The 24,922-nt window shown below is 30.4% G+C and carries 28 protein-coding genes, 1 riboswitch and 1 other annotated feature; all 28 genes read right to left on the reverse strand.

The window, feature by feature from the left end; all coding sequences use genetic code 11:
* Position 1: 1 nt before the first annotated feature.
* The 28 genes from pheS to hflX all read right to left on the reverse strand — a co-directional run bounded on the left by pheS (position 2) and on the right by hflX (position 24,906).
* The gene (gene pheS, locus ACU68U_RS00870) at positions 2 to 1,024 is read right to left on the reverse strand and encodes a phenylalanine--tRNA ligase subunit alpha (protein ID WP_094207219.1); all 1,023 of its coding nucleotides are present in this window, start codon (positions 1,022 to 1,024) and stop codon (positions 2 to 4) included.
* A 37-nt stretch (positions 1,025 to 1,061) separates the two neighbouring features.
* Positions 1,062 to 1,249, reverse strand: a binding site (T-box leader).
* Between the two features lie 19 nt (positions 1,250 to 1,268).
* Positions 1,269 to 2,000 carry a TrmH family RNA methyltransferase gene (locus ACU68U_RS00875; protein ID WP_156849981.1) on the reverse strand — a complete coding sequence of 244 codons (732 nt, stop codon included), beginning with the start codon at positions 1,998 to 2,000 and terminating at the stop codon, positions 1,269 to 1,271.
* Positions 1,978 to 2,655 carry a potassium channel family protein gene (locus ACU68U_RS00880; protein WP_446762535.1) on the reverse strand — a complete coding sequence of 226 codons (678 nt, stop codon included), beginning with the start codon at positions 2,653 to 2,655 and terminating at the stop codon, positions 1,978 to 1,980. The genes ACU68U_RS00875 and ACU68U_RS00880 overlap by 23 nt, the downstream gene beginning before the upstream one ends.
* Positions 2,656 to 2,664: 9 nt before the next feature.
* Positions 2,665 to 3,999, reverse strand: coding sequence for a TrkH family potassium uptake protein (locus ACU68U_RS00885; protein WP_094207222.1), 1,335 nt, complete (start codon positions 3,997 to 3,999; stop codon positions 2,665 to 2,667).
* Between the two features lie 41 nt (positions 4,000 to 4,040).
* Positions 4,041 to 5,051 (reverse strand): aspartate--ammonia ligase, encoded by a 1,011-nt coding sequence (gene asnA / locus ACU68U_RS00890; protein ID WP_446762536.1) that lies wholly within the window; start codon positions 5,049 to 5,051, stop codon positions 4,041 to 4,043.
* Between the two features lie 124 nt (positions 5,052 to 5,175).
* Positions 5,176 to 5,496: a septation regulator SpoVG gene (gene spoVG / locus ACU68U_RS00895; protein ID WP_094207224.1), complete on the reverse strand. Its 321-nt coding sequence runs from the start codon at positions 5,494 to 5,496 to the stop codon at positions 5,176 to 5,178.
* 127 nt (positions 5,497 to 5,623) lie between these two features.
* Positions 5,624 to 6,622 carry a glycosyltransferase gene (locus ACU68U_RS00900; protein ID WP_446762537.1) on the reverse strand — a complete coding sequence of 333 codons (999 nt, stop codon included), beginning with the start codon at positions 6,620 to 6,622 and terminating at the stop codon, positions 5,624 to 5,626.
* Between the two features lie 6 nt (positions 6,623 to 6,628).
* Positions 6,629 to 7,150: a TVP38/TMEM64 family protein gene (locus ACU68U_RS00905; protein ID WP_392435776.1), complete on the reverse strand. Its 522-nt coding sequence runs from the start codon at positions 7,148 to 7,150 to the stop codon at positions 6,629 to 6,631.
* Between the two features lie 82 nt (positions 7,151 to 7,232).
* A complete protein-coding gene (locus tag ACU68U_RS00910) occupies positions 7,233 to 8,387 on the reverse strand; it encodes a glycosyltransferase family 4 protein (RefSeq protein WP_094207227.1) in 1,155 nt (384 codons plus the stop codon).
* Positions 8,388 to 8,498: 111 nt separating this feature from the next.
* A complete protein-coding gene (locus ACU68U_RS00915) occupies positions 8,499 to 9,044 on the reverse strand; it encodes a hemerythrin domain-containing protein (RefSeq protein WP_094207228.1) in 546 nt (181 codons plus the stop codon).
* Between the two features lie 99 nt (positions 9,045 to 9,143).
* Positions 9,144 to 9,791, reverse strand: coding sequence for a redox-sensing transcriptional repressor Rex (locus ACU68U_RS00920; protein ID WP_002836571.1), 648 nt, complete (start codon positions 9,789 to 9,791; stop codon positions 9,144 to 9,146).
* A gap of 144 nt (positions 9,792 to 9,935) precedes the next feature.
* On the reverse strand, positions 9,936 to 10,754 hold the full coding sequence (gene folK / locus ACU68U_RS00925) for a 2-amino-4-hydroxy-6-hydroxymethyldihydropteridine diphosphokinase (protein WP_154271086.1): 819 nt from the start codon (positions 10,752 to 10,754) through the stop codon (positions 9,936 to 9,938).
* Positions 10,754 to 11,569: a dihydropteroate synthase gene (gene folP, locus ACU68U_RS00930; RefSeq protein WP_154271085.1), complete on the reverse strand. Its 816-nt coding sequence runs from the start codon at positions 11,567 to 11,569 to the stop codon at positions 10,754 to 10,756. The genes folK and folP overlap by 1 nt, the downstream gene beginning before the upstream one ends.
* 11 nt (positions 11,570 to 11,580) lie before the next feature.
* The gene (locus tag ACU68U_RS00935) at positions 11,581 to 12,060 is read right to left on the reverse strand and encodes an HD domain-containing protein (protein WP_281683076.1); all 480 of its coding nucleotides are present in this window, start codon (positions 12,058 to 12,060) and stop codon (positions 11,581 to 11,583) included.
* Positions 12,060 to 12,614 carry a GTP cyclohydrolase I FolE gene (gene folE / locus ACU68U_RS00940; RefSeq protein ID WP_094223527.1) on the reverse strand — a complete coding sequence of 185 codons (555 nt, stop codon included), beginning with the start codon at positions 12,612 to 12,614 and terminating at the stop codon, positions 12,060 to 12,062. Before folE ends, ACU68U_RS00935 begins: the two co-directional genes overlap by 1 nt.
* Before the next feature lie 102 nt (positions 12,615 to 12,716).
* Positions 12,717 to 12,805: riboswitch (THF riboswitch) on the reverse strand.
* A 29-nt stretch (positions 12,806 to 12,834) separates the two neighbouring features.
* Positions 12,835 to 13,050 carry a hypothetical protein gene (locus ACU68U_RS00945; protein ID WP_094205784.1) on the reverse strand — a complete coding sequence of 72 codons (216 nt, stop codon included), beginning with the start codon at positions 13,048 to 13,050 and terminating at the stop codon, positions 12,835 to 12,837.
* Complete coding sequence (locus ACU68U_RS00950) at positions 13,043 to 14,161, reverse strand: YcjF family protein (RefSeq protein WP_316450234.1); 1,119 nt, start codon at positions 14,159 to 14,161, stop codon at positions 13,043 to 13,045. The genes ACU68U_RS00945 and ACU68U_RS00950 overlap by 8 nt, the downstream gene beginning before the upstream one ends.
* Before the next feature lie 105 nt (positions 14,162 to 14,266).
* Positions 14,267 to 15,886, reverse strand: coding sequence for a chaperonin GroEL (gene groL / locus ACU68U_RS00955; protein WP_154271081.1), 1,620 nt, complete (start codon positions 15,884 to 15,886; stop codon positions 14,267 to 14,269).
* Between the two features lie 13 nt (positions 15,887 to 15,899).
* Entirely contained in the window at positions 15,900 to 16,184 is a 285-nt protein-coding gene (locus ACU68U_RS00960) for a co-chaperone GroES (protein ID WP_002836581.1), read from the reverse strand.
* A 178-nt stretch (positions 16,185 to 16,362) separates the two neighbouring features.
* On the reverse strand, positions 16,363 to 17,247 hold the full coding sequence (locus ACU68U_RS00965; protein ID WP_446762538.1) for a DNA-3-methyladenine glycosylase family protein: 885 nt from the start codon (positions 17,245 to 17,247) through the stop codon (positions 16,363 to 16,365).
* A complete protein-coding gene (locus tag ACU68U_RS00970) occupies positions 17,247 to 18,512 on the reverse strand; it encodes a Glu/Leu/Phe/Val family dehydrogenase (RefSeq protein ID WP_446762539.1) in 1,266 nt (421 codons plus the stop codon). Before ACU68U_RS00970 ends, ACU68U_RS00965 begins: the two co-directional genes overlap by 1 nt.
* Positions 18,513 to 18,516: 4 nt before the next feature.
* Positions 18,517 to 19,914, reverse strand: a complete 1,398-nt coding sequence (locus tag ACU68U_RS00975) for a glycine--tRNA ligase (RefSeq protein WP_446762540.1) — start codon at positions 19,912 to 19,914, stop codon at positions 18,517 to 18,519.
* Positions 19,915 to 20,142: 228 nt separating this feature from the next.
* Positions 20,143 to 20,736 carry an SOS response-associated peptidase gene (locus ACU68U_RS00980; RefSeq protein ID WP_446762541.1) on the reverse strand — a complete coding sequence of 198 codons (594 nt, stop codon included), beginning with the start codon at positions 20,734 to 20,736 and terminating at the stop codon, positions 20,143 to 20,145.
* 30 nt (positions 20,737 to 20,766) lie between these two features.
* Positions 20,767 to 21,513, reverse strand: a complete 747-nt coding sequence (lgt, locus tag ACU68U_RS00985) for a prolipoprotein diacylglyceryl transferase (protein ID WP_446762542.1) — start codon at positions 21,511 to 21,513, stop codon at positions 20,767 to 20,769.
* Positions 21,514 to 21,515: 2 nt separating this feature from the next.
* Positions 21,516 to 22,241, reverse strand: a complete 726-nt coding sequence (locus ACU68U_RS00990) for a YebC/PmpR family DNA-binding transcriptional regulator (protein ID WP_440275595.1) — start codon at positions 22,239 to 22,241, stop codon at positions 21,516 to 21,518.
* A gap of 12 nt (positions 22,242 to 22,253) precedes the next feature.
* Complete coding sequence (locus ACU68U_RS00995) at positions 22,254 to 22,979, reverse strand: NAD+ synthase (protein WP_227905164.1); 726 nt, start codon at positions 22,977 to 22,979, stop codon at positions 22,254 to 22,256.
* 39 nt (positions 22,980 to 23,018) lie between these two features.
* Positions 23,019 to 23,663, reverse strand: coding sequence for a YigZ family protein (locus ACU68U_RS01000; RefSeq protein WP_446762543.1), 645 nt, complete (start codon positions 23,661 to 23,663; stop codon positions 23,019 to 23,021).
* Positions 23,650 to 24,906, reverse strand: coding sequence for a GTPase HflX (gene hflX, locus ACU68U_RS01005; RefSeq protein WP_446762544.1), 1,257 nt, complete (start codon positions 24,904 to 24,906; stop codon positions 23,650 to 23,652). Before hflX ends, ACU68U_RS01000 begins: the two co-directional genes overlap by 14 nt.
* Between the last annotated feature and the right edge of the window lie 16 nt (positions 24,907 to 24,922).

A 24,922-nucleotide genomic window follows, 5' to 3' on the forward strand; every position in this document is an offset into this window, starting at 1 on the left:
CCTAGAATTGTTCCAAAAATCTCTTATCGTTATCGTACAACAATCTTATATTGTCGATTTTGTGTTTTACCATTGTAATCCTATCAACTCCCATACCAAATGCAAATCCAGTATAAACTTCAGGATCTATTCCACAATTTCTTAAAACATTTGGATGAACCATTCCACATCCTAAAAGTTCCATACTCCAACCTGTATCGTTGCAACTTGGGCATCCTTCGCCTTTACAATCGAAGCAAGTGACATCTACTTCCATTGAAGGTTCTGTAAATGGAAAATAATGCGGTCTAAATCTAGTTTCTATTTCTTCTCCAAATAAGTTTTTGATGAAAATATTGATTGTATCCATTAAGTTAGCCATAGTAACGCCTTTGTCAACAACCAATCCTTCGATTTGATGGAACATTGGTGAATGTGTATCATCTACATCATCAAATCTAAAAGTTCTTCCCGCAGAAACCATTCTAATAGGTGGTTTTTGAGCTTTCATTGTTCTGATTTGTACACTTGATGTGTGAGGTCTAAGTACAGTTTTATCATCCAAATAAAAAGTATCAGATAAAGATCTTGAAGGATGATATTTTGGCGAATTTAATAAATCGAATGTATTTTCAACCGTATCAATTTCAGGACCATCTACAATATCAAATCCCATTGTTTGGAACAAATTTTCCAATTGGATTATCGTTTCATTAAGTGGATGTCTGTGAGAAATCTCTCTGACACCTCTATTTGCAGTTACATCTAATTCTTCTTCTTTTAATTTAATCTTTTTTTGCTCTTGTTTTAATTGTTCAAATTTATTGGACAATAATTCTTCAATTTCAGATCTAACCTCATTTGCTAATTGTCCCATAACCGGTCTTTCTTCTTTAGAAAGTTTACCCATATTTCTTAGAACAAGTGTCAAATCACCTTTTTTGCCAAGAACTTTTACTCTAATATCTTCTAAAGATTTTAAATCACTGGCATTATCGATTAAACCAACAGTTTCTTCTTTAATTTTCAAAATTTCTTCTTTCATTATTTTCTCCTTAAACAATAAAAAAATCCCTCATCCCATATGGGACGAAAGATTGTATTTCCGCGGTACCACCCAAATTATGATAACATCACTCGCAAGTTTAACGCACTCTACACGGCTATATTAGCAACTTCAAAGCGAACCAACAAAATTCGATAAATATGTCACACCAACCCATATCTCTCTTTGTATCTAGTTTTGTATTTTCTTCTTCAACATTTTTAATTATTTTATAATATAACTACTAATTTGTCAATTTTGATAGGTAAAACATACTCAAACTAGCAGCTATAGAAGCATTTAATGATTCTGTTACATTATCCATAGGAATTATCAAAAATTCATCAGCGTATTTTTTTATTTCATTACTAATTCCATTTGCTTCATTTCCAATTATTAGAACATGTTTTTCTTTGTCCTTAATTTCAAGAATACTTTTAGAATTTTTCTCCAAAGATGTCTCATAAATTTTAAATCCATTTGATTTATAATTCTCTAAAACATCAATACTTTCATAAGAAATATTTATTCTGAATAAGCTACCCATAGCACTTCTAATAGTTTTCAAATTATAAATATCGCAACTATTGTCAGATAAAATAATTTTATCATAATCAAAAGCTTCTGCACTTCTTATTATTGTCCCCAAATTTCCTGGATCGTTTATACATTCAAGAAATAGAATTTTATCTGTATCCTTATCTTTGTTCGCAATAAAATCAACTACACAAATTATACCTTCAGGATTGTTCATTTCGCTGAGACTGTTGAAAGTTTTTGAATCAAAACAAACACAACCATCAATAATTTCTTCGCCTTCTCTTAGTATTATTTGTTTGATATTTAAATTTGATTTAATCGCTTCTTCATAAAGCTTATAACCTTCTATTACAAATTCGTTATACTTGTACCTATATTTTTTCTTATAAAGTGATTTTACGTGTTTGTATATTTTATTTGAAGTAGAGGTTATCATCTTTATCACCTGTTTCAGTAATTTTGTCCAAATCTTTATTTGATCCAACTACTATCAAGTAATCTTCAAACTTTACTGTATATTCCGGTGAAGGGTTGATATTCATTTCTCCATTATTCTTAACAGCAACAACGTTAATGCCGTATTTACTTCTCATACCAATATCAATGAAGTTCTTTCCTATCCATTCTTTTTTGGGAGTAATCTCTGCAATTGAATAATCATCAGTAAATTCAATATAGTCGAAGATTTGATCACTTATTAAACTCTTAGCAAGTCTTACCGCTGAATCATTTTCTGGAATTATTGCTCTATCTGCTCCAACCTTAAGTAAAATATTACCGTGAAGAGTATCTTTAGCCTTTGTGATTACTTTCTTCACCCCTAATTTTTTACAAACTACAGTTGATAGAATTGATGCTTCAAAATTTGAAGATATTGCAACTATCGCCACATCGAAATTCCCAACACCAACTGAACTCAATGAATTTTCTGTCAAATGTTCAATATACACCGCATGAGTAACAATACGACTCATTTCATCTACAGTATCTTCATTATTATCTATTAGTAATACTTCGTGGCCAGTATTGGATAATTCAATAGCACATGCTCTACCAAATCTACCACAGCCAACTACTACAAATTGTTTCATATTTAAAACCTAACCTATTATAATATTTTCATGAGCTTCTTTGTAAGCTTTTTTGTTCTTTGTATTAGACAACGCAAATAAAATAGTTAATGATCCCACTCTCCCTATATACATAGTGGAAATTATCAAAATCTTTGAAATAATATTTAAAGTCGGAGTTAAACTTCGAGTTAAACCAACTGTACCAAATGCGCTTACTACTTCGTAAACTACATCTAAATATTTTGCTTTATCTATGACTAAAATCGCAAATGTAACAAAAATTACCCAAACCATTGATAAAGTAATTATAGCTAAAGCTTTTTTAACTTGAGAAAATCTAATTCTACGATTGAACACTTCTACATCTTCTTGACCTTTAATCTCACTCAGAGCTACAATAATTAATAATGCAAAAGTTGTCGTTTTAATACCTCCGGCAGTACCTGCTGGAGATCCCCCAATAAACATATTCAATATAGATAAAACACTTGAGCTATCCAATAGTTTTGACTGATCAATTGCTGAAAAACCAGCCGTTCTCAATGTCACAGCTTGAAAAACCGAATTAGATATCTTGTCCGTCAAGCTTAAATTACCAATTGTTTCTGGATTCAAAAATTCCATAGCAAAAATTAAAACAGATGTTATAGATAACATCAACACAGTTGTTGTAAGTACAATTTTTGAGTGCAATGAAAATTTCTTAAAATCAAAACCATTGTGTAATATATCAAGTATTACGTTAAAACCAATACCACCTATTACAATTAAAAGTCCAATTACTAACAAAATAAAAAAGTTAGTATTAATATCAATTAGAGAATTAGGTCCCAAAATATCGAATCCCGCATTGCAAAAAGCTGAAATTGAATGGAAGAAACTATAAAAAATACCCTTAAATCCATACATGGGTACAAATTTCGTCATCAACAAAAAAGCACCAATTGTTTCAATAGTGAAAGTAGATATTAGTATATATCTTATGAGTTTTACCATTCCTTGCATATCAATACTATTCGTTTGCTCTTTAATAATTAATCTATCTTTTAAGGTAATTCTTCTACCCATGACAAGTGCAATTAAAGTTGCAAATGTCATAAAACCAAGTCCACCCATTTGGATTAAAATGATTATAATTAATTTTCCAAAAAAACTCCATGTGCTGTAAGTTGCAACAGTAACTAGTCCTGTTACGCATACAGAAGATGTTGCTGTAAACAAACAATCTATGTATGGAACTTTTGTTGCATTTTGACTAATAGGTAATGACAATAATAATGAGCCTACTACAATCAAAAAAAGGAAACTTAGAATCAACACCAATGGCGGATTGTCTTCTAAATATTTTTTTAAACGTTTCATAAACAAATCATACTACAAAAGAATTTAAAAGTAAAACTAAATTATAATAATTTGATACCCAACTTATCACATTCTTCAAGCATTTTTTTAGGCCAAATTGATGATTGAACTTCTCCTATATGTGCTTTTTGTAAGAAAAACATACAAATTCTGGATTGACCAATACCTCCGCCTATGGATTGAGGAAGTGTATCATTAATCAACATTTGATGATATTCTAAATTTTTCCTATCATTATTTTGTTTTTTGTCTAATTGATAAATCAATCTATCTTTATCGACTCTAATTCCCATAGAGCTTAATTCAAGGCAATTGTCTAAAACAGGATTATAAACTAATATATCTCCATTTAAGCTCCAGTCGTCGTAATCGGGAGATCTGTCAGAATGAGATTTCCCCGATTTTAAAGAATCACCAATTCCAATCAAAAACACAGATCCGTATTTTTTAGTAATCAAAGTTTCTCTTTCATCTGAAGTATTATCAGGATACATTTCTTCTAACTCTTCAGTAGTTACAAAAGTAATTTCATCTCTAAGTATTTTTTTGTAATCATCATAAGAATTAATCAACATTGTTTGAGTGTCTAAGAAACATTGATATATATTTCTTACTGTATCTTTTAAAAATCCGACATTTCTGTCTTCTTTTGAAATTACTTTTTCCCAATCCCACTGATCCACATACAATGAATGTGTGTTGTCACAAACTTCTGAAGGTCTGATAGCATTCATATCCGTATAAATCCCTTTTCCTACTGGAATTTCATAATTTTTCAATGCAATTCGCTTCCATTTTGCAAGTGATTGTACGATTTCCAACCTACTCATCGAACCATCTTCCAAGAATTCAAAACCTACAGGTTTTTCGATACCATTTAAGTTATCGTTAATTCCGGTATTAGCTCTAACAAATAACGGTGCAGAAACTCTAGTCAAATTTAAAGTCTCAGACAACCTATATTGAAAAAAATCTTTGATAATTTTAATAGCTTTCTGTGTTTCTAATAAATCCAAAGAGGATTTGTATCCTTTCGGTACTTTTAATTCCATAAATATCTCCTTTATTCAAAATTAACCATATTTTATTATTATATCAAACATACGAAATATGTAAAATAATTTGAATAGGATAATTTAAGCACTAAAAAAAGCACCTTAATAGATGCTTTTTGTACTATTCATTTTCTGCAGTTTCTATATTTTCTTCAGTCACTGGCTCAGTTTCTTCAGAAGATTGTTTTTCAAATTCTTCATTGTATTTATTGATAACTGCTACTTCAATTTTTTCTCTGGCTGGAGAACTAATTGGATGAGCTATGTCACGATATTTATTATTACCGATTTTTCTACTAGGCATAGCTAAGAATAACCCCTCTTCGCCTTCTATAACTTTGATGTCATGAATTACTATTTCGTCATCAAAAGTAACAGAAGCAATTGCTTTTAATCTGTTATCAATATTTAGTATTTTAACTCTAACATCTGTAATTTGCATAACCTCACCACCTTGTGTTTTATATATATAATTATAACGCTAAAAAACTCTTTTGTAAATAAATGTAAATATTAAACAAAACATTTATATATAATATATTTTTGTGAGATTAAGATGTCACTAAATCTTAAGCATCTTCTAATTTTAAATAAATGCTTTTCAATTTCTCTCCAATTTTCTTAACACTTCGTTCTTTAACATATCTATACGCTTCTTCAACAGTAGAATATTTGCCATTTATTATATTAACAATTTTGTTTTTAAACTCATCATTGGTTTTTGCTTTGATAACTTCTTTACCATCAGTAAACATATTTTCGTAAATCTTAATGTCTCTTACCAAAACTTTTATTTTAGAAGCGAAAGCCTCTAATAGTACAATTCCTTCTGTCTCTTCTCTGGTCATAAATAGGAACAAATCACTCCCTCGATAACAATCTACCAGTTCTTTTTGATCAACATATCCAGCCATAATTACATTATCCGGTTTATTTTTTATTGCTTTTTTAATATTAGTAGTCAATAGTTTAGGATTAGTGTGACCAAACCAAATAAATTTGTACTGCGGAAGCTTCCTTGCAACTTCTATAAAATCATCCAGACCCTTTCTCTTCATCAAATGACCTACAGAAATAATAACTTTATCATCATCTTTCAAATTATACTTATCTCGAAATCTCTTTCTGCTATCTTTGTCGCCCTTAAATTTATCAAGGTCAATACCATTCGATAGGCTGTATATTTTCTTATTGATTCCATATCCTTCAAGTATGTTTTTCGAATATTGTGATGGAGTTATAATAATATCTCCTATATTGTAGCAACTAATAATCCATTTTTTAAAAAGTCTGCTCAATAAATTCGCTCCGCGAAAAGAATTTCTAAAATCTTCCATCGTGGAATGCCCATAATAAATAACTTTCTTACCTTGTTTCTTTGCTTTTCGTCCGAATTTTTTTGATTTTGGCATTATAGTATTTATATGAACAATATCATAATCTTCAGTTTCATCGGTTGTGTAGTCAATATTATTTAGTTTCAAAGCTTTTTCCTGGTGTTCAATAGCTTGACCAACACCGCTTTGTTTTACTAAATCATAATCTCCTTTATATATCAAAATTTTCATTTATTCTTAAATCCTTAATACTAGTTTCTTAAATAATACTTCCAATCCTAATGAATAAAGAGCTATAGACATAGGCTTTCCTAATATAATTATCCAGAAATATTTTTTGAATTTCATTTTTGTTGTTCCAGCTATGTAGCATAGCATATCATCAGGCGCAATTGGGAAAAATATCAAAGCCGCAAATACATTGTCAAACCTATTTTTTCTTGTAAGAATTTTGATGTATTTGTTATATGCCCTTTCTCCAAAAATTGCTATAATCAATGGAGTACCATATTTTCTACCAATAAAAAATACAATTATTGACCCTATACAAATACTTACATAGTTGTATACAAATCCCATCCATGATCCGAATAAGATTACTCCCCCGAGACAAGTTATACCACCAGGAATTATTGGGATAATGACTTGCATAATCTGAAATAAGATAAATATCAGAGCAGCTAATTTCCCAAACTGATTCATAAATTCTTGAAACTTATCGATATCTTTAAGTATTCCTGTTTTCCATGCGTAAATCATAACGCATATACTTAGTAATATTCCAAGTGCATTTAGAACATGGATAATAATCTGAAATTTTTTGTTGTCGGCCTCGAGTATCTTATTGAACAGATTTTGCATGATTTTCAATTACCTTTGTATATATCTGCTCAATTTTATTTGCAAATGAATCTTCTGTATAGTTTTCATCTACTAATTGTTTACAATTTTTACCCATTTTATCTCTAAGTTTTTTATTGTCCAAAATTTGATTTAGATAATAAATAAATTCTTCTTCTGTATCGTAACCGAATCCTGTTTTACCTTCAATCAACACCCCGTCCAAGCAGTCATCGTGCCTACAAATTATTGGTGTAGAACATGCCATTGACTCAATAAATGTTAATCCTTGTGTTTCGGATGTCGATGCAGATACGAATACATCTGCTTTGGAGTAAAAGTTTCCTACTTTTGAGGAATCAATCATTCCTGTAAATATCAATCTATCTCTTATTTTTGAATTTGAACAAATATCTTTTAATTCCGAAAGAAATGGTCCTGCACCTGCAATAATGAACACAATATCATCTCTATCAATGTTTTCAAGATACTGAAGAATTTCGGTGATATTTTTTTCTTTACCTATTCTTCCTAGAAATAATAATATATGCTTATCTTCAGGAATTTTATAGCCACTTCGTATATCAAAATCGTCACATTCAGATAACTTATGAACATTAATTCCAGTTGGTGCCACATATATATCTTCGTGTATATTGTATTCTGTAAGCAAATTATATATTTTATTAGTTGGAACTACTACACCGTCAGTAGTTTTAATAATTTGTTTCGTAAATTGTTTTGCAAGTTCCTTGCCAATCTTTTTATTCAAAGAAAAATAATGAGTGTAATCCTCGTAAACAGTGTGGTAAGTATGCAAAAGTGGAATATCCAAATCCTTCGCAATCTTTTTTGCTTGGATAAACATAGTGAATTCTGTTTGTGAATGAACTATATCTGGTTTCCAATCCATAATATCTTCATAAAATCTATTATAAAATAACTTATTCATTCTAGCGTCTGGATAAAATTTTCCAGCTCCTAAAGAGCCCATATAATAAATGTCGTCTTCTTGTTTTGAATTAAAACTATCTGAAAAAGTTAAAATCCTAACATCGTGTCCCAATCTATCTAAAGCTTTCTTTAAAGATTCAATCGATGTTACAACTCCATTTATTGTCGGTCTGTATGTATCTGTGGTTATTAATATTTTCATAAAACACCTTCCACATAAGATTATAACATAAATGAAAGGTGTGTATTTGTTACAATAATATTACATTTTATGCAAATAAAAAAGGAATTATTACCTAATTCCTCTCATACATTACATATTAAATAATTTGTCAATTTTCTCCATCAAATTATTATGAACTTCTTTATTTTCTTCTAAAAATTTTATAGTTTCATCTTCAACTTCTTTTAATCTCTCATCAGATAGATTGTTCTTTCCATAAGGATACACCACTGTATTTTCTTTTTCAATGTGTTTTTGTAAATGTCTTCTGTATCCCATTAGATTTCCTATTACTTCAACAAAATTCTCATCCGATCTTTCTTTTTCGTATTCTTTAATACTTTGACCAAGGTCAAAAATTATACCTCTTGCTATTTCGTGTTCTACTAACATTCCATTCAAAACCATAACTTCACCAATTCTACCCAAATCTTCTTTCATCTTTTTAAACAAAATTTCTTCTTCTTTTCTGTGGTGAAATTTATCTGCGTATTCTTTTAAAATATAAATCAATAATTCTACGAATTCAACATTTATATCCTTATTATTTATAAATTCAATTGACTTTTCTTTCATTAAACCTATTATTTTACTTATATTTTCGTGTTCTTTTTCTAAAACTAAAATACTATCCATATTATCACTCCTTTTATACAACAATTATATTATAAAAGCGTAAAAAATATTGTAACATTCGTTACAATAAAAAACGGCGTTATAAAACGCCGAATATAATTAATTTTTAGTTCCTGGATAATCTGCCAAATTATTCATGTAGTATGTTAATGTGTACAGACTTTCATCAAGATGTACATTTTCCAATACAACATTTTTTGGTAATTTCAAATCCAATGAAGCAAAATTCCAAATACCTTTTATGCCACCATCAACTAGCTTATCACAAACATCTTGAGCTACATCTGTTGGTAGGGCAATAACAGCTATTTCTGGTTTCTTTTCTTTTAGATACTCTTCAATTTTATCAATATCTTTGATTTCATAATCTGAAATTTTTGTACCCACCTTTTTACCATGGTCAAATACATCAACAATATTAAAACCTGAAGATTTAAAACCTTTATAGTTCATTATGGCTTTTCCAATATTTCCACAACCCAAAATGATTGCTTTGTAAGATTTGTTTATTCCCATAATTTTTTCAATTTCTGATTTCAATTCTTCAACGTTGTATCCGTATCCTTGTTGACCAAAACCACCGAAATGATTTAAATCTTGCCTAATTTGAGAAGCAGTTAAACCTGTAATGCTGCTCAATTCTTGACTTGATACTCTTATTATTCCCTTTTGCTCGATCATTCCTAAATATCTGTAATATTTTGGAAGTCTCTTAACAACAGCTAATGATACTCTTGCCCTTGCCATATTATCACTCCATTCATTGTTATTAATATAATTATATCAAAAAAATATTTTAATTTCAATAATTCTGCAATTAATTTGAATAAGAAAAAGCCAAGCATTTTTTTATGCTTGACTTTGTTTATTATGATATTTATATTTTAAAAATTAACTATTTTCTAATTCACTTAGCAATTGTTTTAATGTTTTATTTAGAACAGGATGTACAAAAAATTGTGCAAAATCATTCAAAGGTTCCAACACAAATTTTCTATCTTGAACATAAGGATGAGGAACTTTCAAATCATCAGTATATATTATTTCTCCATCGCAAAATAAAATATCTATATCTATAGTTCTAGGTCCCCATTTTTCGTGTCTTTCTCTGCCAAGATCCAACTCAATTTGTTGAGTTATTTTCAGCAAATCTTCAGGCTCTTCGTATGATTCTATTTCAACGGCACAATTGAGAAAATCTTCCTGATCAGTTTTTCCCCAAGCTTTTGTAGTGTACATTTCAGACACGTTTTTTAATTCAATACTATTTGTGTTTTTCAATCTATCAATAGCAGAATTAACATATTCTTGTTTATCTCCAATGTTGGATCCTATTCCCAAAAAATATCTTCTTTTTTTTCTATTAATTGTCACTTTTACAGTATCAAGCGGCAAATTTATTGGAGCCCATGGTTTTTTAATTTCTACAGTAAGTTCTTGTACGATTTTGTATTTTTCAAATATAAACTCAACCAATTTATAAGCTACTGTTTCTATTAAATCTATCGATTCTGAACGAAAATAATCGTAAATTTCTTTACTCAAAACCCCATAGTGTATTGAATCTTCTAAATTATTAGAAGTTGCGCCTTTTTTCATGTTGTATCCCATTTTTAATGTCACCAAAAATTTTTGTCCCAATTCTTTTTCAGATTGAAATACTCCATGGTTAGCGTATATTTCCAAATCTTTTACTAATAGGTAGTCCATTATTTTCCTTCTCTTTTTATAGCCAAAGCCATTCTCATAGCATCATAACTTTCTTTTACATTGTGAACTCTAAAAATTGAACATCCATTCATTACACCAATAGCAGTAGTTATAGCTGTTCCAAAATCTCTTTCAGTAGCTACATCTATTCCCATAGCTTTACCAATAAATCTTTTTCTACTTGTTCCCAATAAAACAGGATATCCCAAATCGACAAATTCTTTGATTCTGTTTACAACGGTTAAATCTTTTTCGTAATCAAGTGCAAATCCAACTCCCGGATCCAATATAATTAATTCATCTTTGATTCCCGCTTTTTTTGCTAATTCAACAGATTCTAATGTTTCTCTGTTTAAGTCCTTCATTAAATCATTGTAATTATTATTATCTTTATTGTGCATCAATATTACAGGAATATCTAGTTCCTTAGCAGTTTTAGACATTTCTGGATCTGATTTCAATCCCCAGACATCATTTAAAATATCTGCCCCTTCTTTCACAACTTCTCTTAAAGTATTAGATTTGTAAGTGTCCAAAGAAATTGGAATATCAAAATTTTCTCTTATTTTTCTAATTATAGGAATTACTCTTTCAAGTTCTTCTTCAGAAGATACAGGAGTGTGTCCTGGTCTTGTGGATTCAGCACCAATATCAATGATACTAGCTCCTTCGTCTATCATATCTTCGACATGTTTCACAGCTCTGTCAACTTCATTCCATTTTCCTCCGTCTGAAAAAGAATCTGGTGTGACATTCAAAATTCCCATTATATAAGCATCGTTTTTAAAATCAAATTCTTTGTTTCTAATTAACATATTGTATCCTTTCAATAAATAACTGTTTTATTTTTCTTTTCTTCTGGCCAATTACAAATACTTCTAGCAGGACATCTGAAACACATCCTCGATAGCTTGTCTGCTTTGTAAAAAATCTCTATAAATCTATCGTCATTTTCTTCATTAGTTCTATGATGTTTAATCGCATTTATTATTCGTTGCTTTGATTCATCATTAAAATCTAAATCTTTCAAAATTTCTTGTGCAATTTCTTGTGATAATATACTGTGATTGATCCCTGTATCTACTTCGTCAGCTCTTCCCAAATCATGCAATAGTGCTGTAACATATATTAAATCCTTATCAATGTTCAGATTCTCTTCTAAGTTTATAATATAGCAGATTCTAGCTACATCCATAAGATGAGAGAAATCATGTTTGCAAAATACACGAGTTTTCTCATCATCTTCAATTTTATTTATTTTTTTATTAAATAATTTGTGATTAAGGACAATGTTGGTATTTTTCATTATAATCCCATTAATCTGTATGCTTCGTTTTTCAAATCCAAATCTTCTTCAAAAGCCCCTCTTGCAACTGAAGTCATTGTTGAAGTACCTGGTTTTTTAACACCTCTCATATTCATGCACATGTGTTCAGCTTCAATAGTAACCAAACAGCCTTTACAATTTAAATATTTCATTAATGCATCAGCTATTTCAATATTTAAACGTTCTTGTAATTGTGGCTTTTTTGAATAAACGTCAACAGTTCTAGCTAATTTTGATAAACCAGCAACTCTTTTATCAGGAATATAAGCGATATTAACTTTTCCCCAGAATGGTAGTAAATGATGTTCACACATAGAATAGAAAGGAATATCCTTTTCTATAACCATATTATCATCAACTATTTCAAAAGATTTTGACAAATGCACTTTCGCATCTTGATTTAGTCCACTAAAAATTTCTTCGTACATTCTAGCTACTCTTTGAGGTGTTTCCAATAAACCTTCCCTGTTTGGGTTTTCACCAATAGCTTCTATTATCATTGACACTGCTTGTTCAATTTTTTCTTTATCCATTTAAATCCCTCTCTTTTATAAAAATATAAGAGCACCCGAGAGTGCTCCACAAAAAAAGCATTATCCTATATTTCAAAGATAATGCTCCCACTAATTCATATTATCAGCGGAAGCGGCATTGATATCGCAATAATTTCGTTAATGGGCAACTCCCTATCCCATTACACTAAACGCATCAACCCTACTCTGTAATTATTATTATACCACACTTATGTGTTTTTTAATCTTGATATTTTAACCCATCAAAGTGAAAATAGTCAATCATATCATCATCTTCATAGATAATGATATCAGATGGTTCTCTATTTCTTTCAGCTACATTGAAACAGTCTTCAAGCTTTGCATATTCAACAGCTCTGCAAGTATTTTGAACTGCAAAATCAAATTTTCCATCTTTATATTTTTCAATAAAATCTTTTTTTGTTAAATCATTCATCGTCTTTCTTCTTCCTATTCTTCAAATATTCTGTGTAAGTTTTTTGCATTAATTTTTCAATTTCAGAAAAATCCATATTAATTCCCAATTTTTCTCTTTTAGCAATATAACTCAAAACTTCTATATAACTCATCGCTAACGCCGTGGTCATTATAGATGCAGTCGCTGCAGATATTAAACCACCAGCTAAGCTACCTACACCTGGAATAAACTTCAACGCATTTGTTACTATAAATCTTCCTGCAAAAGTAGCTCCTCCAGTTCCTCCAATCGCCGCTATGATTGAAGCAACTCTTTGTTTATCCATTGATATTCCAAATATAGAATTAATGTGAGCTATCATTCCAATTTGCATAGGCACTAAAATGGAGGCATCTGAGAAAGGTATAGGAACAAATCCAATACCAAAAGCTGTTTTTATATATCTTTTTGCCCAACGTCTTGCCGTTTTTGCTTTTAAATCAATATCGACATGTTGGGCATTAATAAAAGAATTTTTAATTTCCTCATCTAAAAGTTCAAAACTTTTAGTCATCAGCTCTTTTAATCCTTTTTCTTCAATAACCATATCGTTAATGCGATATGGTTTTGCAAGTATTTCGATAACATCTGCCACATCTAAATTCAAATTCTGAATATAGTCTTTTAATTTTTCAGAATTTTCTCCTAGTGATTGCGTTAAGACTATGATTACTGGCGCAAATTGTTTTAAGGAATTAATAAGAGCTATTTCAGAATCTTCTATCCTAGATCCATTTGAGTTAATACAATAATATATCAAATGAATTCTATCTTTTTCACCTTGACGTTTTAAATCTTTTAATAAAGTTGTTATTTCTGTAAGAACTTCTCTTTGATTTTGTGAGTTTAGTTCGAGTCCTTGAGTATCGTATAAATTAATAGGAATATTTTCCTTAGTAATTTTTTGCAAATATTTAGTGACAGGCTTACCTACACCTGTCTCCACCAAATTATCTCTAAACATTCCATTAATTAACGTTGATTTACCAACTCCAGTTTTCCCAACCAATAAAATATTGATTGGACTCATTTTTTGTATTTCTTCACTTGTTTTGCCAAGCACTTCATTTATTAAATCGTAATTATTCATTATCTCACCAACTTATCTTATATATACCCGATATTCATTTTCAACTAACATTTTTAATTCATTGCATTAAAAAAGATGAGGAATATATCCTCACCTTTGATTTGTCTACATATACGCGCCAGGACCAGGTTGAGGCATAGCTGGTTCGTCTTCTTTTATAGAAACTACTGCTGCTTCTGTAGTCAATAATAAACTTGCAACAGATGCTGCATTTTGTAATGCAGATAATGTTACTTTTGTTGGATCTACAATACCAGCTTTTAACATATCTACATATTCACCTTTGTATGCATCAAATCCAATTCCTTTGTCTTTGTTTTTAACATTTTCAACTATAACAGACCCGTCGATTCCGGCATTAATTGCGATTTGTTTTACAGGTTCTTCTAACGCTTTTAGAATTATTTTAACTCCTGTTTTTTCATCGCCTTCAACTTCATCGACAAGTTTTTCAACTTCTTCAAGAACATCCAATAGAACTGTTCCACCACCAGCTACAATGCCTTCTTCAACTGCCGCTCTGGTAGCTGCAAGTGCATCTTCTATTCTCAATTTTCTTTCTTTTAATTCTGTTTCTGTAGCTGCTCCAACTTCAATCACAGCAACTCCACCAGATAATTTCGCTAATCTTTCTTGAAGTTTTTCTCTATCATATTCAGAATCAGTTTCAGGAATTCTGTTTTGAATTTGGTTAATTCTTTCTTCAATCTTAGATTGTTCACCATTTCCGTCAACAATAGTAGTCTTGTCTTTTGATACATTAACTTTTCTTGCTCTTCCTAGCATGTCAAAAGATGCATCTTTCAATTCGATTCCCAAATCTTCTGTGATCAATTGAGCTCCAGTTAAAATACATATATCTTCAAGCATTTCTTTTCTTCTATCCCCAAAGCCTGGTGCCTTCACTGCTACACAGTTGAATGTTCCTCTGATTTTATTTAAAACTAAAGTTGCTAATGCTTCACCTTCAACATCTTCTGCAATTATAAATAATGGCTTACCTTGTTGAACAACTTGTTCTAACAATGGTAATATATCTTGAATATTTGTAATTTTTCTGTCAGTAACTAAAATGAATGGATCTTCCATTGCTGCTACCATTTTATCTGAATCAGAAACCATGTAAGGAGATACATATCCTCTATCGAATTCCATACCTTCTACAACATTTAATGTAGTTCCCATAGATTTTGATTCTTCAACAGTAATTACACCATTATTTCCAACTTTTTCCATAGCTTCTGCAATTAGTTTACCAATAGTTTCATCAGCTGCTGATACGCTACCAACATTTGCAATTTCTTCTTTTGTAGTAACACTGTGACTTCTTGCTTTAATAGCTTCCACAGATTTTTCAACAGCTTTTCTGATACCTTTTTGTAAAACAATTGGATTAGCACCAGCCGCTAAGTTCTTCAAACCTTCTCTAATAATTGCTTGTGCTAAAAGTGTTGCAGTAGTGGTACCATCACCTGCTACATCATTAGTTTTAGTAGCAACTTCTTTTACTAATTGTGCACCCATGTTTTCGTATTCATCTTCAAGTTCAATTTCTCTTGCAATTGAAACACCGTCATTTGTAATCAATGGTGCGCCGTATTCTTTATCCAAAACTACGTTACGACCTTTAGGTCCCAATGTTACTTTAACTGTATCTGATAATTTATTAATACCTTCTACCATGCTTTTACGAGCATCGTCTGAAAATTTGATTTGTTTTGCCATAAAATTTATCCTCCTATTCTACAACTGCTAGAATATCTTCATATTTAACTAAGATATATTCTGTGTCTTCTAGTTTTATTTCTGTTCCAGCGTATTTTGAGTATATAACTTTATCTCCAACTTTAATATTGCCTTTCATTTTTTCATCTTCTTCTACTTCAGATCCAATAGCTAAAACTTCTGCATAAACAGGAGCTTCTTTAGCTGAAGATGGGAGAACTATTCCAGAGAATGTTTTTTCTTCTTCTTTTTCTTGTTTTTTTAATACTAATCTATCACCAATAGGTTTTAAATTCATGATATCCTCCTTCAGAATCTTTTGTTAGCACTCTAACCTGTTGAGTGTTAATCCTCTTATATAATAAACCACGTTTTTGTTTTAATCAAACGTATTTATTAGCATTTAAAAGCAAATAACTCAATTTATTTTGATATTTCTCGCTTTAATTCTATTTTCTATGATGAAATTCTCAAAGTTATTTTCCGATAGTATTTTCTCTTCCATAGTAGAATAAATATTGCTGTGCATATCCAGCATAATCTCCGAATAAATCGTCCGCGTATTTTGCAATTAAATTTTTATTTGTATCTTCTTTAATAAACAAATATTCCATAACTCGTTTAATCCACACATCAACTGGAAATGTATTATGTCTGTTGTATGAAAAAAGCATTATACAATCAGCAACTTTTGGTCCTACTCCTGGAAGTTTAATTAATTCTTTTCTTAATTCTTCGTTTGATAAGTTATCTATTTCCAAAATATCAAACTCATTATTCGCAACCATTTTTGACACATCTACAATTCTTTTATCTCTGAATCCAACACGGCACACTTCTCTCATTTCTTCCACTGGTACTTTTGCTAAATCTTCAGGCTTAGGAAAAGAATACAATTTTCTACCGTTAAATTCTCCCAAAAATTTTCCGTAATTTTCACAAATTATATTTACGGATTTCATAATTCTAGGTATTTGATTGTTTGCTGAGATTATAAATGAAATTATTGTAGAAAATTTATCTTGATTTAATATTCTGATTCCATCACCATATTCTAATGCGTTTTTTAAAGTTTCATTGAAAGATAATTTTTCTTTGATTTCTGAATAATCTGTTTTCAAATCAAAATAATTTTCCCATTTTTTATAGTAATCATCTTCTGTACAGTTTTTGATATAAACGTAATCTCCAACCAAACTTACATTACAGTACATGTCACCATCAACAGTTGTATAGGACATATCGTCTTCTTTGTACCATCTAAACGCCTGCCCACACTCAAAAATGTGGGTAGGGTTAAAAGATGATTGTTTAATTTTAGTAAGTTTTAATTCATCATTAAATTCTATTTGTGTTTGCATTAATACCATCCGCGTATTTTCATTGTTTCGCTTATCTTTTTGATTGAGTGTACATAAGCAGCTTGTCTCAATGTTATATTAAGCTTTTCAGATAATTCCCAAATTTCATCAAATGATTTATTAATCAATTGATATTCTTTGTCTCTGACCTCTTCCTCAGACCAATAATATCCTGCTTTATTTTGTACCCATTCAAAATAAGATACAGTGACTCCACCAGAGTTTGCTAAAATATCTGGAACAATAACTACATTTTTTTCATTTAAGATTTCATCTGCATCCTTTGTTATAGGTCCATTTGCACCTTCTACGATGATTTTCGCTTTAATTGAATTAACATTTTCAGTTGTAATTGCATTTTCCAAAGCTGCAGGTATAATAACATCTACATCTGCTGAGAAAAAATCTTCCACAGAAATCACTTCACATCCTTCAATACTAGCAAAGTCTTTTTCTTTTGTCTTAGAAATTTTGAAACATTCATCAAAATTAAATCCGTCTTTTTTATAAATTGCAAATACTCCCCTTTGCTTGTTATACTCCATAATGTATTTGACTTTCATGCCATGTTCAAGCACATATTTTAAAGTATAAATCCCAACATTACCTAATCCTTGTAACGCAACAGTTGTTTCTTCTAATTTTTTATTTAAATTTAGAACAGCTTTTTTAGCGCTTAAAGCTACTGAAAATCCTGTAGCTTCTGTTCTTCCCAATGATCCCCCAAACTCAATTGGTTTACCAGTGAAAGTTCCCATTTGATTAGTACCAGTTAATTTGTTATACTCATCAGCCATCCAACTCATAATTTTCCCATTTGTATTAACATCTGGGGCTGGAATATCAAAATCTTCTCCTAAATATTTGTACATTCCATCAACGAATCCTCTGGACAATCTTTCCAATTCCCCTTCTGAAAGCTTTGATGGATCTACAATTATTCCACCTTTTCCTCCACCATAAGGTAGATTAGTTACTTGACATTTAAAGGTCATCCATATAGACAAAGCTTTAACTTCATCCAAGTTAACATCTTCTCTAAATCTCAAACCACCTTTTGTAGGACCCATTGCATTATTATGTTGTGATCTATATCCTTTAAATACTTTCATTGATCCATCATCCATTTTCACTGGAATATTTATTTCAATGACTCTGTAAGGATCTTTTAATAATTCATAAACGCTATCGTCTAATTTTAAAATTTCGCAAGCTTTTTTAATTTGATATCTTGCGTTTTCCAACGGATTCAATGTTTCTGTCATATAATTAAAACTCCATTTCTTTATTAACAAATTCTATAATTTCTTCAACTGTCATTCTTTTTTGTTCCATAGTATCTCTATCTCTGATAGTAACGGTATTATCTTCTAAAGTATCAAAATCTATCGTTACACAATATGGAGTTCCTGCTTCGTCTTCTCTTCTGTATCTCTTACCAATTGAACCAGCATCATCAAAATGAGTCATGAAATTCTTAGCTAATTCATTATAAACTTCCATTGCCTTATCATTTAATTTTTTAGTTAAAGGAAGAACTGCAACTTTATATGCTGCTAATGCAGGATGAATCTTTAAAACAGTTCTTGTAGAGTTGTCTTCTAATTGTTCTTCTTCATAAGCATCACACAAGAAAGATAAAAACATTCTGTCTACACCTACAGATGGTTCTATGCAATATGGAATATATTTTTCGTTTGTTGTTGGATCCATATATTCTAGTTTTTCTCCAGAACCTTCACTGTGTTTTGACAAATCGTAATCAGTTCTATCGGCAATACCCCACAATTCTCCCCATCCAAATGGGAATAGATATTCAAAGTCTGTTGTCGCTTTTGAATAGAATGATAATTCTTCTTGTTCATGGTCTCTAAGTCTCAAGTTTTCTTCTCTAATTCCCAAATTCAATAAGAATTCTTTACAGAAGTTTCTCCAATATTCGAACCATTCCAAATCAGTTCCTGGTTCACAGAAGAATTCTAGTTCCATTTGTTCAAATTCTCTTGTTCTGAAAATAAAGTTACCTGGAGTGATTTCGTTTCTGAATGATTTACCTATTTGACCAATTCCAAAAGGAATTTTCTTTCTTGAAGTTCTTTGAACATTCTTAAAGTTCACAAAAATACCTTGTGCTGTTTCAGGTCTCAAATAAATTTCAGATTTATTATCTTCAGTAACACCTTGGAAAGTTTTGAACATCAAGTTGAATTTTCTGATATCAGTAAAATTGTGTTTACCGCATTCAGGACATTTGATGTTTTCTTTTTCAATAATATCCAATAATTCTTCTTCTGATTTTCCGTCTAATCCAGTTATTTCTTCATTTTTTTCATCCATGAAATAGTCTTCGATTAATTTATCAGCTCTAAATCTAGATTTACATTCTTTACAGTCGATTAATGGGTCTGAGAATCCACCAACATGACCAGATACTACCCAAGTTTGAGGATTCATAAGGATAGCTGCATCCAAACCAACATTGTAAGGGCTTTGTTGGATAAATTTTTTCCACCATGCTCTTTTTATATTATTTTTGATTTCAACACCTAATGAACCGTAGTCCCAAGTATTTGATAATCCTCCATAGATTTCACTACCAGGAAATATTATTCCCCTTGATTTACATAAGCTTACTATTTTCTCCATAGTTTTTTCTTCGTTTTTCATAAAACCCTCCATTTTTTTGAATAATAAAAAATCCCCGAAGTAAAACTTCAGGGACGAAATGTAATTTCCGCGGTTCCACCCTAATTATGATAAAACATCACTCTTAGAATTATTAGCTCCAGACTGCCGTTATAACATGTTAATTTTCACCACACATTAACTCTCTGTAATTGTTATATTATTTATCTTTCTTCGCTTTTCAATATTCATATAAATTATATCATAAATTTACAAAAATGTTAATTGACTGTCTGATAAATTTTCCATATCTAAGTTAATAAAATTATCCAACAAAAACTCGTGTATTTCTTTGGAATTTTCTCCGTGCAAATATGTTTGTTCAAAAGATTTCGGCAATATAATTGGCATTCTAGTATGAATTTCAGCTATTAATCCTTTTGCTTCTGTGGTAAGCATACTCACATGTCTTATACTTGTTTCTTGACTTTTGTATTCTCTGAAAATACCTGCGATAGAAAATATTTGTTGATTCGCAACAGTTAATCTATACTTATCTTTGTTTTTCTGATTCCACTCAAAAAAAGCAGTTGCAGGAATCAAGCATCTTCTGCGTTCGAAATCTTCCTTGAAAAACTTTGAAGTATAAATCTTTTCAATCCTAGAATTTATTATAGATTTTTTGATAAAATCAACATCTATTCCCCACCTCATATGATCAAATTCGTCACATAAAGTTAAAATTTGTTGACCAGGAAATACTTCTGTTTTCGGATTAAATTTTGTGATTTGTTTTTTATTGTATCTTTTCAATAAATCAAGTTTACTTATATTCAGTTCAAATCTAGAACACAAATATATCACCTCTTTTATATTTGTAAAAAGCCAGATGAGTTACTTTTCATCTGACTTAATAATTTGCTTTTTGTATTTAATTTGTAAAATTATTCCTGCAATTACAATTGCAATACTCACTAATTGACTCACTCTTAATGCTCCAATGTACAGGCTATCAGTTCTGAGTCCTTCTACAAAAAATCTCAATATTCCGTATAAAATCATGTATAAACTTGTTATTTGTCCATCAAATTTCTTCTTGTTTTTAAATATATACACCAATATTAAGAATATTATAAAATCTCCAAGAGATTCGTACAAGAATGTAGGATGAACTTTTACACCATCTATTGTAATTGCCCAAGGAAGATTAGTTGGAGTACCATAAGCTTCCTTATTTATAAAATTACCCCATCTACCTATTGCTTGTCCCAGTGCAATCGCCGGCATAAAAATATCCAGCATCTTCAAAAATTTAAGATTTTTCTTCTTACAAATAACATAACAAGTAATAACTGCGGCAATTATTCCTCCATAAATCGCTAATCCACCACCGCGAATATCGATGATTTCTCCTAAACTTTTGGAATAATAATCCCATTCGAATATCACATAATATGCCCTCGCTCCTACAATTGCAAGAGGAAGTGCCCACACTAAAATGTCCAATATGGTATTTTCTGAAATATTTTCTAATTTGGCTAACTTTACAGCTACTACATAACCCAAAATTACCCCTAAAGTAATCAATATTCCATACCACATTATATCTATTCCAAAAATAGAAAAAGCTACCCTGTCCATTTTTATTCGTTATCCCAGTTATGACTTACTTGTTGAACGTCATCACTATCTTCAAGATTATCTATTAATTTTTCCATTTTATCAACATTGGATTCGTCGTTAATTTTAACGTAATTTGATGGTTCATAAACCAAATCAGATTTTATAAATTTGTATCCTTTATCCAATAAAGTGTCTCTTACTTGTGCGAAATCTTCCATTGCTGTGTTAATTACAAAAATTCCATCATCAGCTTCAAAATCTTCTGCACCAGCATCTAAACTGTCCATCATTACTTCTTCTTCATCCAAAGAATCTGCATCGATTAATAACAGACCTTTTCTTTGGAACATAAATGATACAGATCCATTTTGTCCAAGATTTCCACCGAATTTATCGAAATAATGTCTTACATCTGAAGCAGTTCTATTTCTGTTATCAGTCAAACATTCAACTATAACTGCAACTCCTTCTGGACCATATCCTTCATATACTATGTTTTCGTAGTTTGCAGAATCTCCGTCGCCACTCGCTTTTTTGATTGCTCTGTCGATGTTATCGTTAGGCATATTTTCCGCACGAGCTTTTTCTATAACAGATTTTAAGCTAGGATTGTATTCAGGATCAGCTCCACCTTCTCTAACAGCAACAGTTATCGCTCTTGCCATTTTTGTGAACACTTTACCTCTTCTAGCATCTTCACTACCTTTTTTATTTTTTATTTTGCTCCATTTATTATGTCCTGACATAAAATCACATCCTTAATATTTATTTCTATCGAACTCAAATGATTTCGCAAATTTTCTTTTATGTTCGCTTTGTTTAATTTTTTTATCAATCAAATTTTTAGACTTAGTTTCAGAATTATTCATCAAATAATTATCTAGCTCTTCGTAAGTAAATCCAAACTCATCTTCATCTGTTTGACCTTCCCACAAACCAGCGCTAGGTTTTTTATTAATAATTACATCTGGAACGCCCAAAACTTTTGCCATCTCAAAAATTTCTGTTTTGTATAAATTCAAAAGTGGCATAAGATCAGCTCCACTGTCGCCGTATTTTGTAAAATATCCAGTCATAAATTCGGAACGATTTGATCCGGATAATACCATATATCCGTTATTTTGTGCATAATAGTACAACGTCAGCATTCTAAGTCTTGGCTTAATGTTTGATACTGCCATTTCTACAGAACTTTTTTCAAAAGTTTGTATCAATGCATCAAAACCATCATTCAAATCGACTTTTTTACAATTCAAATCAATGGCTTCAGCTAAAATTCTAGCATCTTCTTCATCTTTTGGATTGCTTTTTATCGGCATAATCAAACCTAATGCATTATCTCCAAAAGCTTTTTTGCACAAACACGCTAATACAGCGCTGTCGATTCCGCCGCTAATTCCAAAAACCGCTCCTTTTAAATTAGCTGATTCGACTTCTTCTTTTATCCATTTTGTTATATCTTCACATAATTTTGCGTAATTCATTTTAATCCACCCTCAAATTTTATCACAATTTACATCATTTTAAAATATTAACTTACCATTTAATGATGATTGGTAAGTAAATTCAATCATTGTAAACTTTATGTTATCGCTTGTTAAATCAATTAACTTATTTTCTATTTCTTCGTATTTATCTTCATCTAATAAAATATCAAAAACCACTTTTTCTAAATATTGCTTGTCAGCTACGTAAATATCATTATTCATCAAAAAATTTTCAATACTTCCAACATTGGTGTAATCAAATTCCATCTGAAAATTTCTAAATATTTTCTTATCTACAATAACCGACTCATTCAAACACTCACTAGAAGCTTTTGTGTATGCTCTTATAAGACCACCAGCTCCAAGTTTAATTCCGCCGTAGTATCTTGTAACAACTACACAAACATTAGTCAAATCTTCTTTTTTAATTACTTCAAGGATTGGAATACCTGCTGTTTGGGAAGGCTCACCATCATCGTCAAATCTCTGAATTAATTTGTCCTCTCCAATGATATATGCAGAACAATTGTGAGTTGCGTCACTGTATTTTGTTTTTATACTATCCACAAAATCCAAGGCTTCTTCTTCTGATTCCACAAACTTACAATTTCCGATAAATTCTGATTTGTTTATTACAAAAGAAAAAGGTACGCTTTTGTGAATACTTCTATAATTTTTCATATATAAATTCCTCGTATTTTTCTATCTCTGATTCAGAAATCTCAACCTTAAGATGTACATCTTCATTATTATATGTTACATCTTCACATTTAAAATTTTGTAAAATTGTGTTCAGAACGTCCTGATGATCGTAGTCAAATCTCATTTTAACACATTTGTAATTTCCATATAATTCTTCTTGAATTTTGTACAATAACATTTTGATGTCTTCATCGTTAAAAGCTGATATCTTAACTTTATTTTCTAAATTATACGGAAAAATAATGTTAGGATTTTTATCAGATTTATTGAATACCGTAATCATTGGTTTATCCAATACTTTTAATTCTTTTAATATATCCATCGTTGTAGTGATTTGATTATCCAAATCCGAACTTGAAGAATCTAATATAAATAAAATCAAGTCAGAATGTTTCAAATCCAATAACGTTGACTTAAATGCTTCGATTAAATCTGTTGGAATATCTTTAATAAATCCAACGGTATCTATTACAAGGCATTGTTTTTTATTTGGTAATGTACATTTTCTCAAAGTAGTATCAAGTGTTTTAAATAGTAAATCCTCTGTTTCAAACTCTTCCGTGTACTTATCTTTGTAGAAATTCACCAATTTGTTGGACAAAGTAGACTTACCAGCATTTGTGTATCCAACCATACTCACCATTTTTATATCTGATTTTAGTCTTTGTTTTCTCATGTTTTCTTGGCTTTTATCGATACTTTTTAATCCGCGCTTGATATTGTCAATTTTCTTTTGGATAGTTCTTCTGTCTACTTCAAGTTTTGTTTCCCCAGGTCCTCTAGTCCCAATTCCACCACCAGTTCTGGATAAGTGGTCTCTAAATCCAATCAATCTTGGAAGTCTGTATTTGTATTCTGCAAGTTCGACTTGAAGCACACTTTGTTTTGTTTTCGCTCTGCTTGCAAATATATCAAGAATCAAATTTGTTTTGTCGACTATTTTAAGCCCAGTTATATCTTCCAAGTTTTTAATATTTGAACCAGATAATTCTACATTAAATATCAAAGTTGTTACGTCCAATTTTTCTGCAGCATCCTTTATCTCCAGACATTTTCCTTTGCCTATGTAATATTTTGAATCAATAAAGTTTTTGCGAACTTCTGAAATTGCGCAGACTTCACCACCAGAAGATTCAATCAAACTTTCCATTTCTTTTATATCTTCATCGTTTATTTTTTTGTTTTTAAATTCAAAATAAACTAAAATTGTTTTTTCTTTCATTGTTGCTCCTTTATTT

Source organism: Finegoldia sp. P3-F-LR (genome assembly GCF_052932165.1).

What these genes read in the sequence shown, in the direction of transcription:
- pheS (WP_094207219.1), bottom strand. Translation starts at nt 1,024, where the DNA reads ATGAAAGAAGAAATTTTGAAAATTAAAGAAGAAACTGTTGGTTTAATC.
- ACU68U_RS00875 (WP_156849981.1), bottom strand. Translation starts at nt 2,000, where the DNA reads ATGATAACCTCTACTTCAAATAAAATATACAAACACGTAAAATCACTT.
- ACU68U_RS00880 (WP_446762535.1), bottom strand. Translation starts at nt 2,655, where the DNA reads ATGAAACAATTTGTAGTAGTTGGCTGTGGTAGATTTGGTAGAGCATGT.
- ACU68U_RS00885 (WP_094207222.1), bottom strand. Translation starts at nt 3,999, where the DNA reads ATGAAACGTTTAAAAAAATATTTAGAAGACAATCCGCCATTGGTGTTG.
- asnA (WP_446762536.1), bottom strand. Translation starts at nt 5,051, where the DNA reads ATGGAATTAAAAGTACCGAAAGGATACAAATCCTCTTTGGATTTATTA.
- spoVG (WP_094207224.1), bottom strand. Translation starts at nt 5,496, where the DNA reads ATGCAAATTACAGATGTTAGAGTTAAAATACTAAATATTGATAACAGA.
- ACU68U_RS00900 (WP_446762537.1), bottom strand. Translation starts at nt 6,622, where the DNA reads ATGAAAATTTTGATATATAAAGGAGATTATGATTTAGTAAAACAAAGC.
- ACU68U_RS00905 (WP_392435776.1), bottom strand. Translation starts at nt 7,150, where the DNA reads ATGATTTACGCATGGAAAACAGGAATACTTAAAGATATCGATAAGTTT.
- ACU68U_RS00910 (WP_094207227.1), bottom strand. Translation starts at nt 8,387, where the DNA reads ATGAAAATATTAATAACCACAGATACATACAGACCGACAATAAATGGA.
- ACU68U_RS00915 (WP_094207228.1), bottom strand. Translation starts at nt 9,044, where the DNA reads ATGGATAGTATTTTAGTTTTAGAAAAAGAACACGAAAATATAAGTAAA.
- ACU68U_RS00920 (WP_002836571.1), bottom strand. Translation starts at nt 9,791, where the DNA reads ATGGCAAGGGCAAGAGTATCATTAGCTGTTGTTAAGAGACTTCCAAAA.
- folK (WP_154271086.1), bottom strand. Translation starts at nt 10,754, where the DNA reads ATGGACTACCTATTAGTAAAAGATTTGGAAATATACGCTAACCATGGA.
- folP (WP_154271085.1), bottom strand. Translation starts at nt 11,569, where the DNA reads ATGTTAATTAGAAACAAAGAATTTGATTTTAAAAACGATGCTTATATA.
- ACU68U_RS00935 (WP_281683076.1), bottom strand. Translation starts at nt 12,060, where the DNA reads ATGAAAAATACCAACATTGTCCTTAATCACAAATTATTTAATAAAAAA.
- folE (WP_094223527.1), bottom strand. Translation starts at nt 12,614, where the DNA reads ATGGATAAAGAAAAAATTGAACAAGCAGTGTCAATGATAATAGAAGCT.
- ACU68U_RS00945 (WP_094205784.1), bottom strand. Translation starts at nt 13,050, where the DNA reads ATGAATGATTTAACAAAAAAAGATTTTATTGAAAAATATAAAGATGGA.
- ACU68U_RS00950 (WP_316450234.1), bottom strand. Translation starts at nt 14,161, where the DNA reads ATGAATAATTACGATTTAATAAATGAAGTGCTTGGCAAAACAAGTGAA.
- groL (WP_154271081.1), bottom strand. Translation starts at nt 15,886, where the DNA reads ATGGCAAAACAAATCAAATTTTCAGACGATGCTCGTAAAAGCATGGTA.
- ACU68U_RS00960 (WP_002836581.1), bottom strand. Translation starts at nt 16,184, where the DNA reads ATGAATTTAAAACCTATTGGTGATAGATTAGTATTAAAAAAACAAGAA.
- ACU68U_RS00965 (WP_446762538.1), bottom strand. Translation starts at nt 17,247, where the DNA reads ATGCAAACACAAATAGAATTTAATGATGAATTAAAACTTACTAAAATT.
- ACU68U_RS00970 (WP_446762539.1), bottom strand. Translation starts at nt 18,512, where the DNA reads ATGACAGAAACATTGAATCCGTTGGAAAACGCAAGATATCAAATTAAA.
- ACU68U_RS00975 (WP_446762540.1), bottom strand. Translation starts at nt 19,914, where the DNA reads ATGAAAAACGAAGAAAAAACTATGGAGAAAATAGTAAGCTTATGTAAA.
- lgt (WP_446762542.1), bottom strand. Translation starts at nt 21,513, where the DNA reads ATGGACAGGGTAGCTTTTTCTATTTTTGGAATAGATATAATGTGGTAT.
- ACU68U_RS00990 (WP_440275595.1), bottom strand. Translation starts at nt 22,241, where the DNA reads ATGTCAGGACATAATAAATGGAGCAAAATAAAAAATAAAAAAGGTAGT.
- ACU68U_RS00995 (WP_227905164.1), bottom strand. Translation starts at nt 22,979, where the DNA reads ATGAATTACGCAAAATTATGTGAAGATATAACAAAATGGATAAAAGAA.
- ACU68U_RS01000 (WP_446762543.1), bottom strand. Translation starts at nt 23,663, where the DNA reads ATGAAAAATTATAGAAGTATTCACAAAAGCGTACCTTTTTCTTTTGTA.
- hflX (WP_446762544.1), bottom strand. Translation starts at nt 24,906, where the DNA reads ATGAAAGAAAAAACAATTTTAGTTTATTTTGAATTTAAAAACAAAAAA.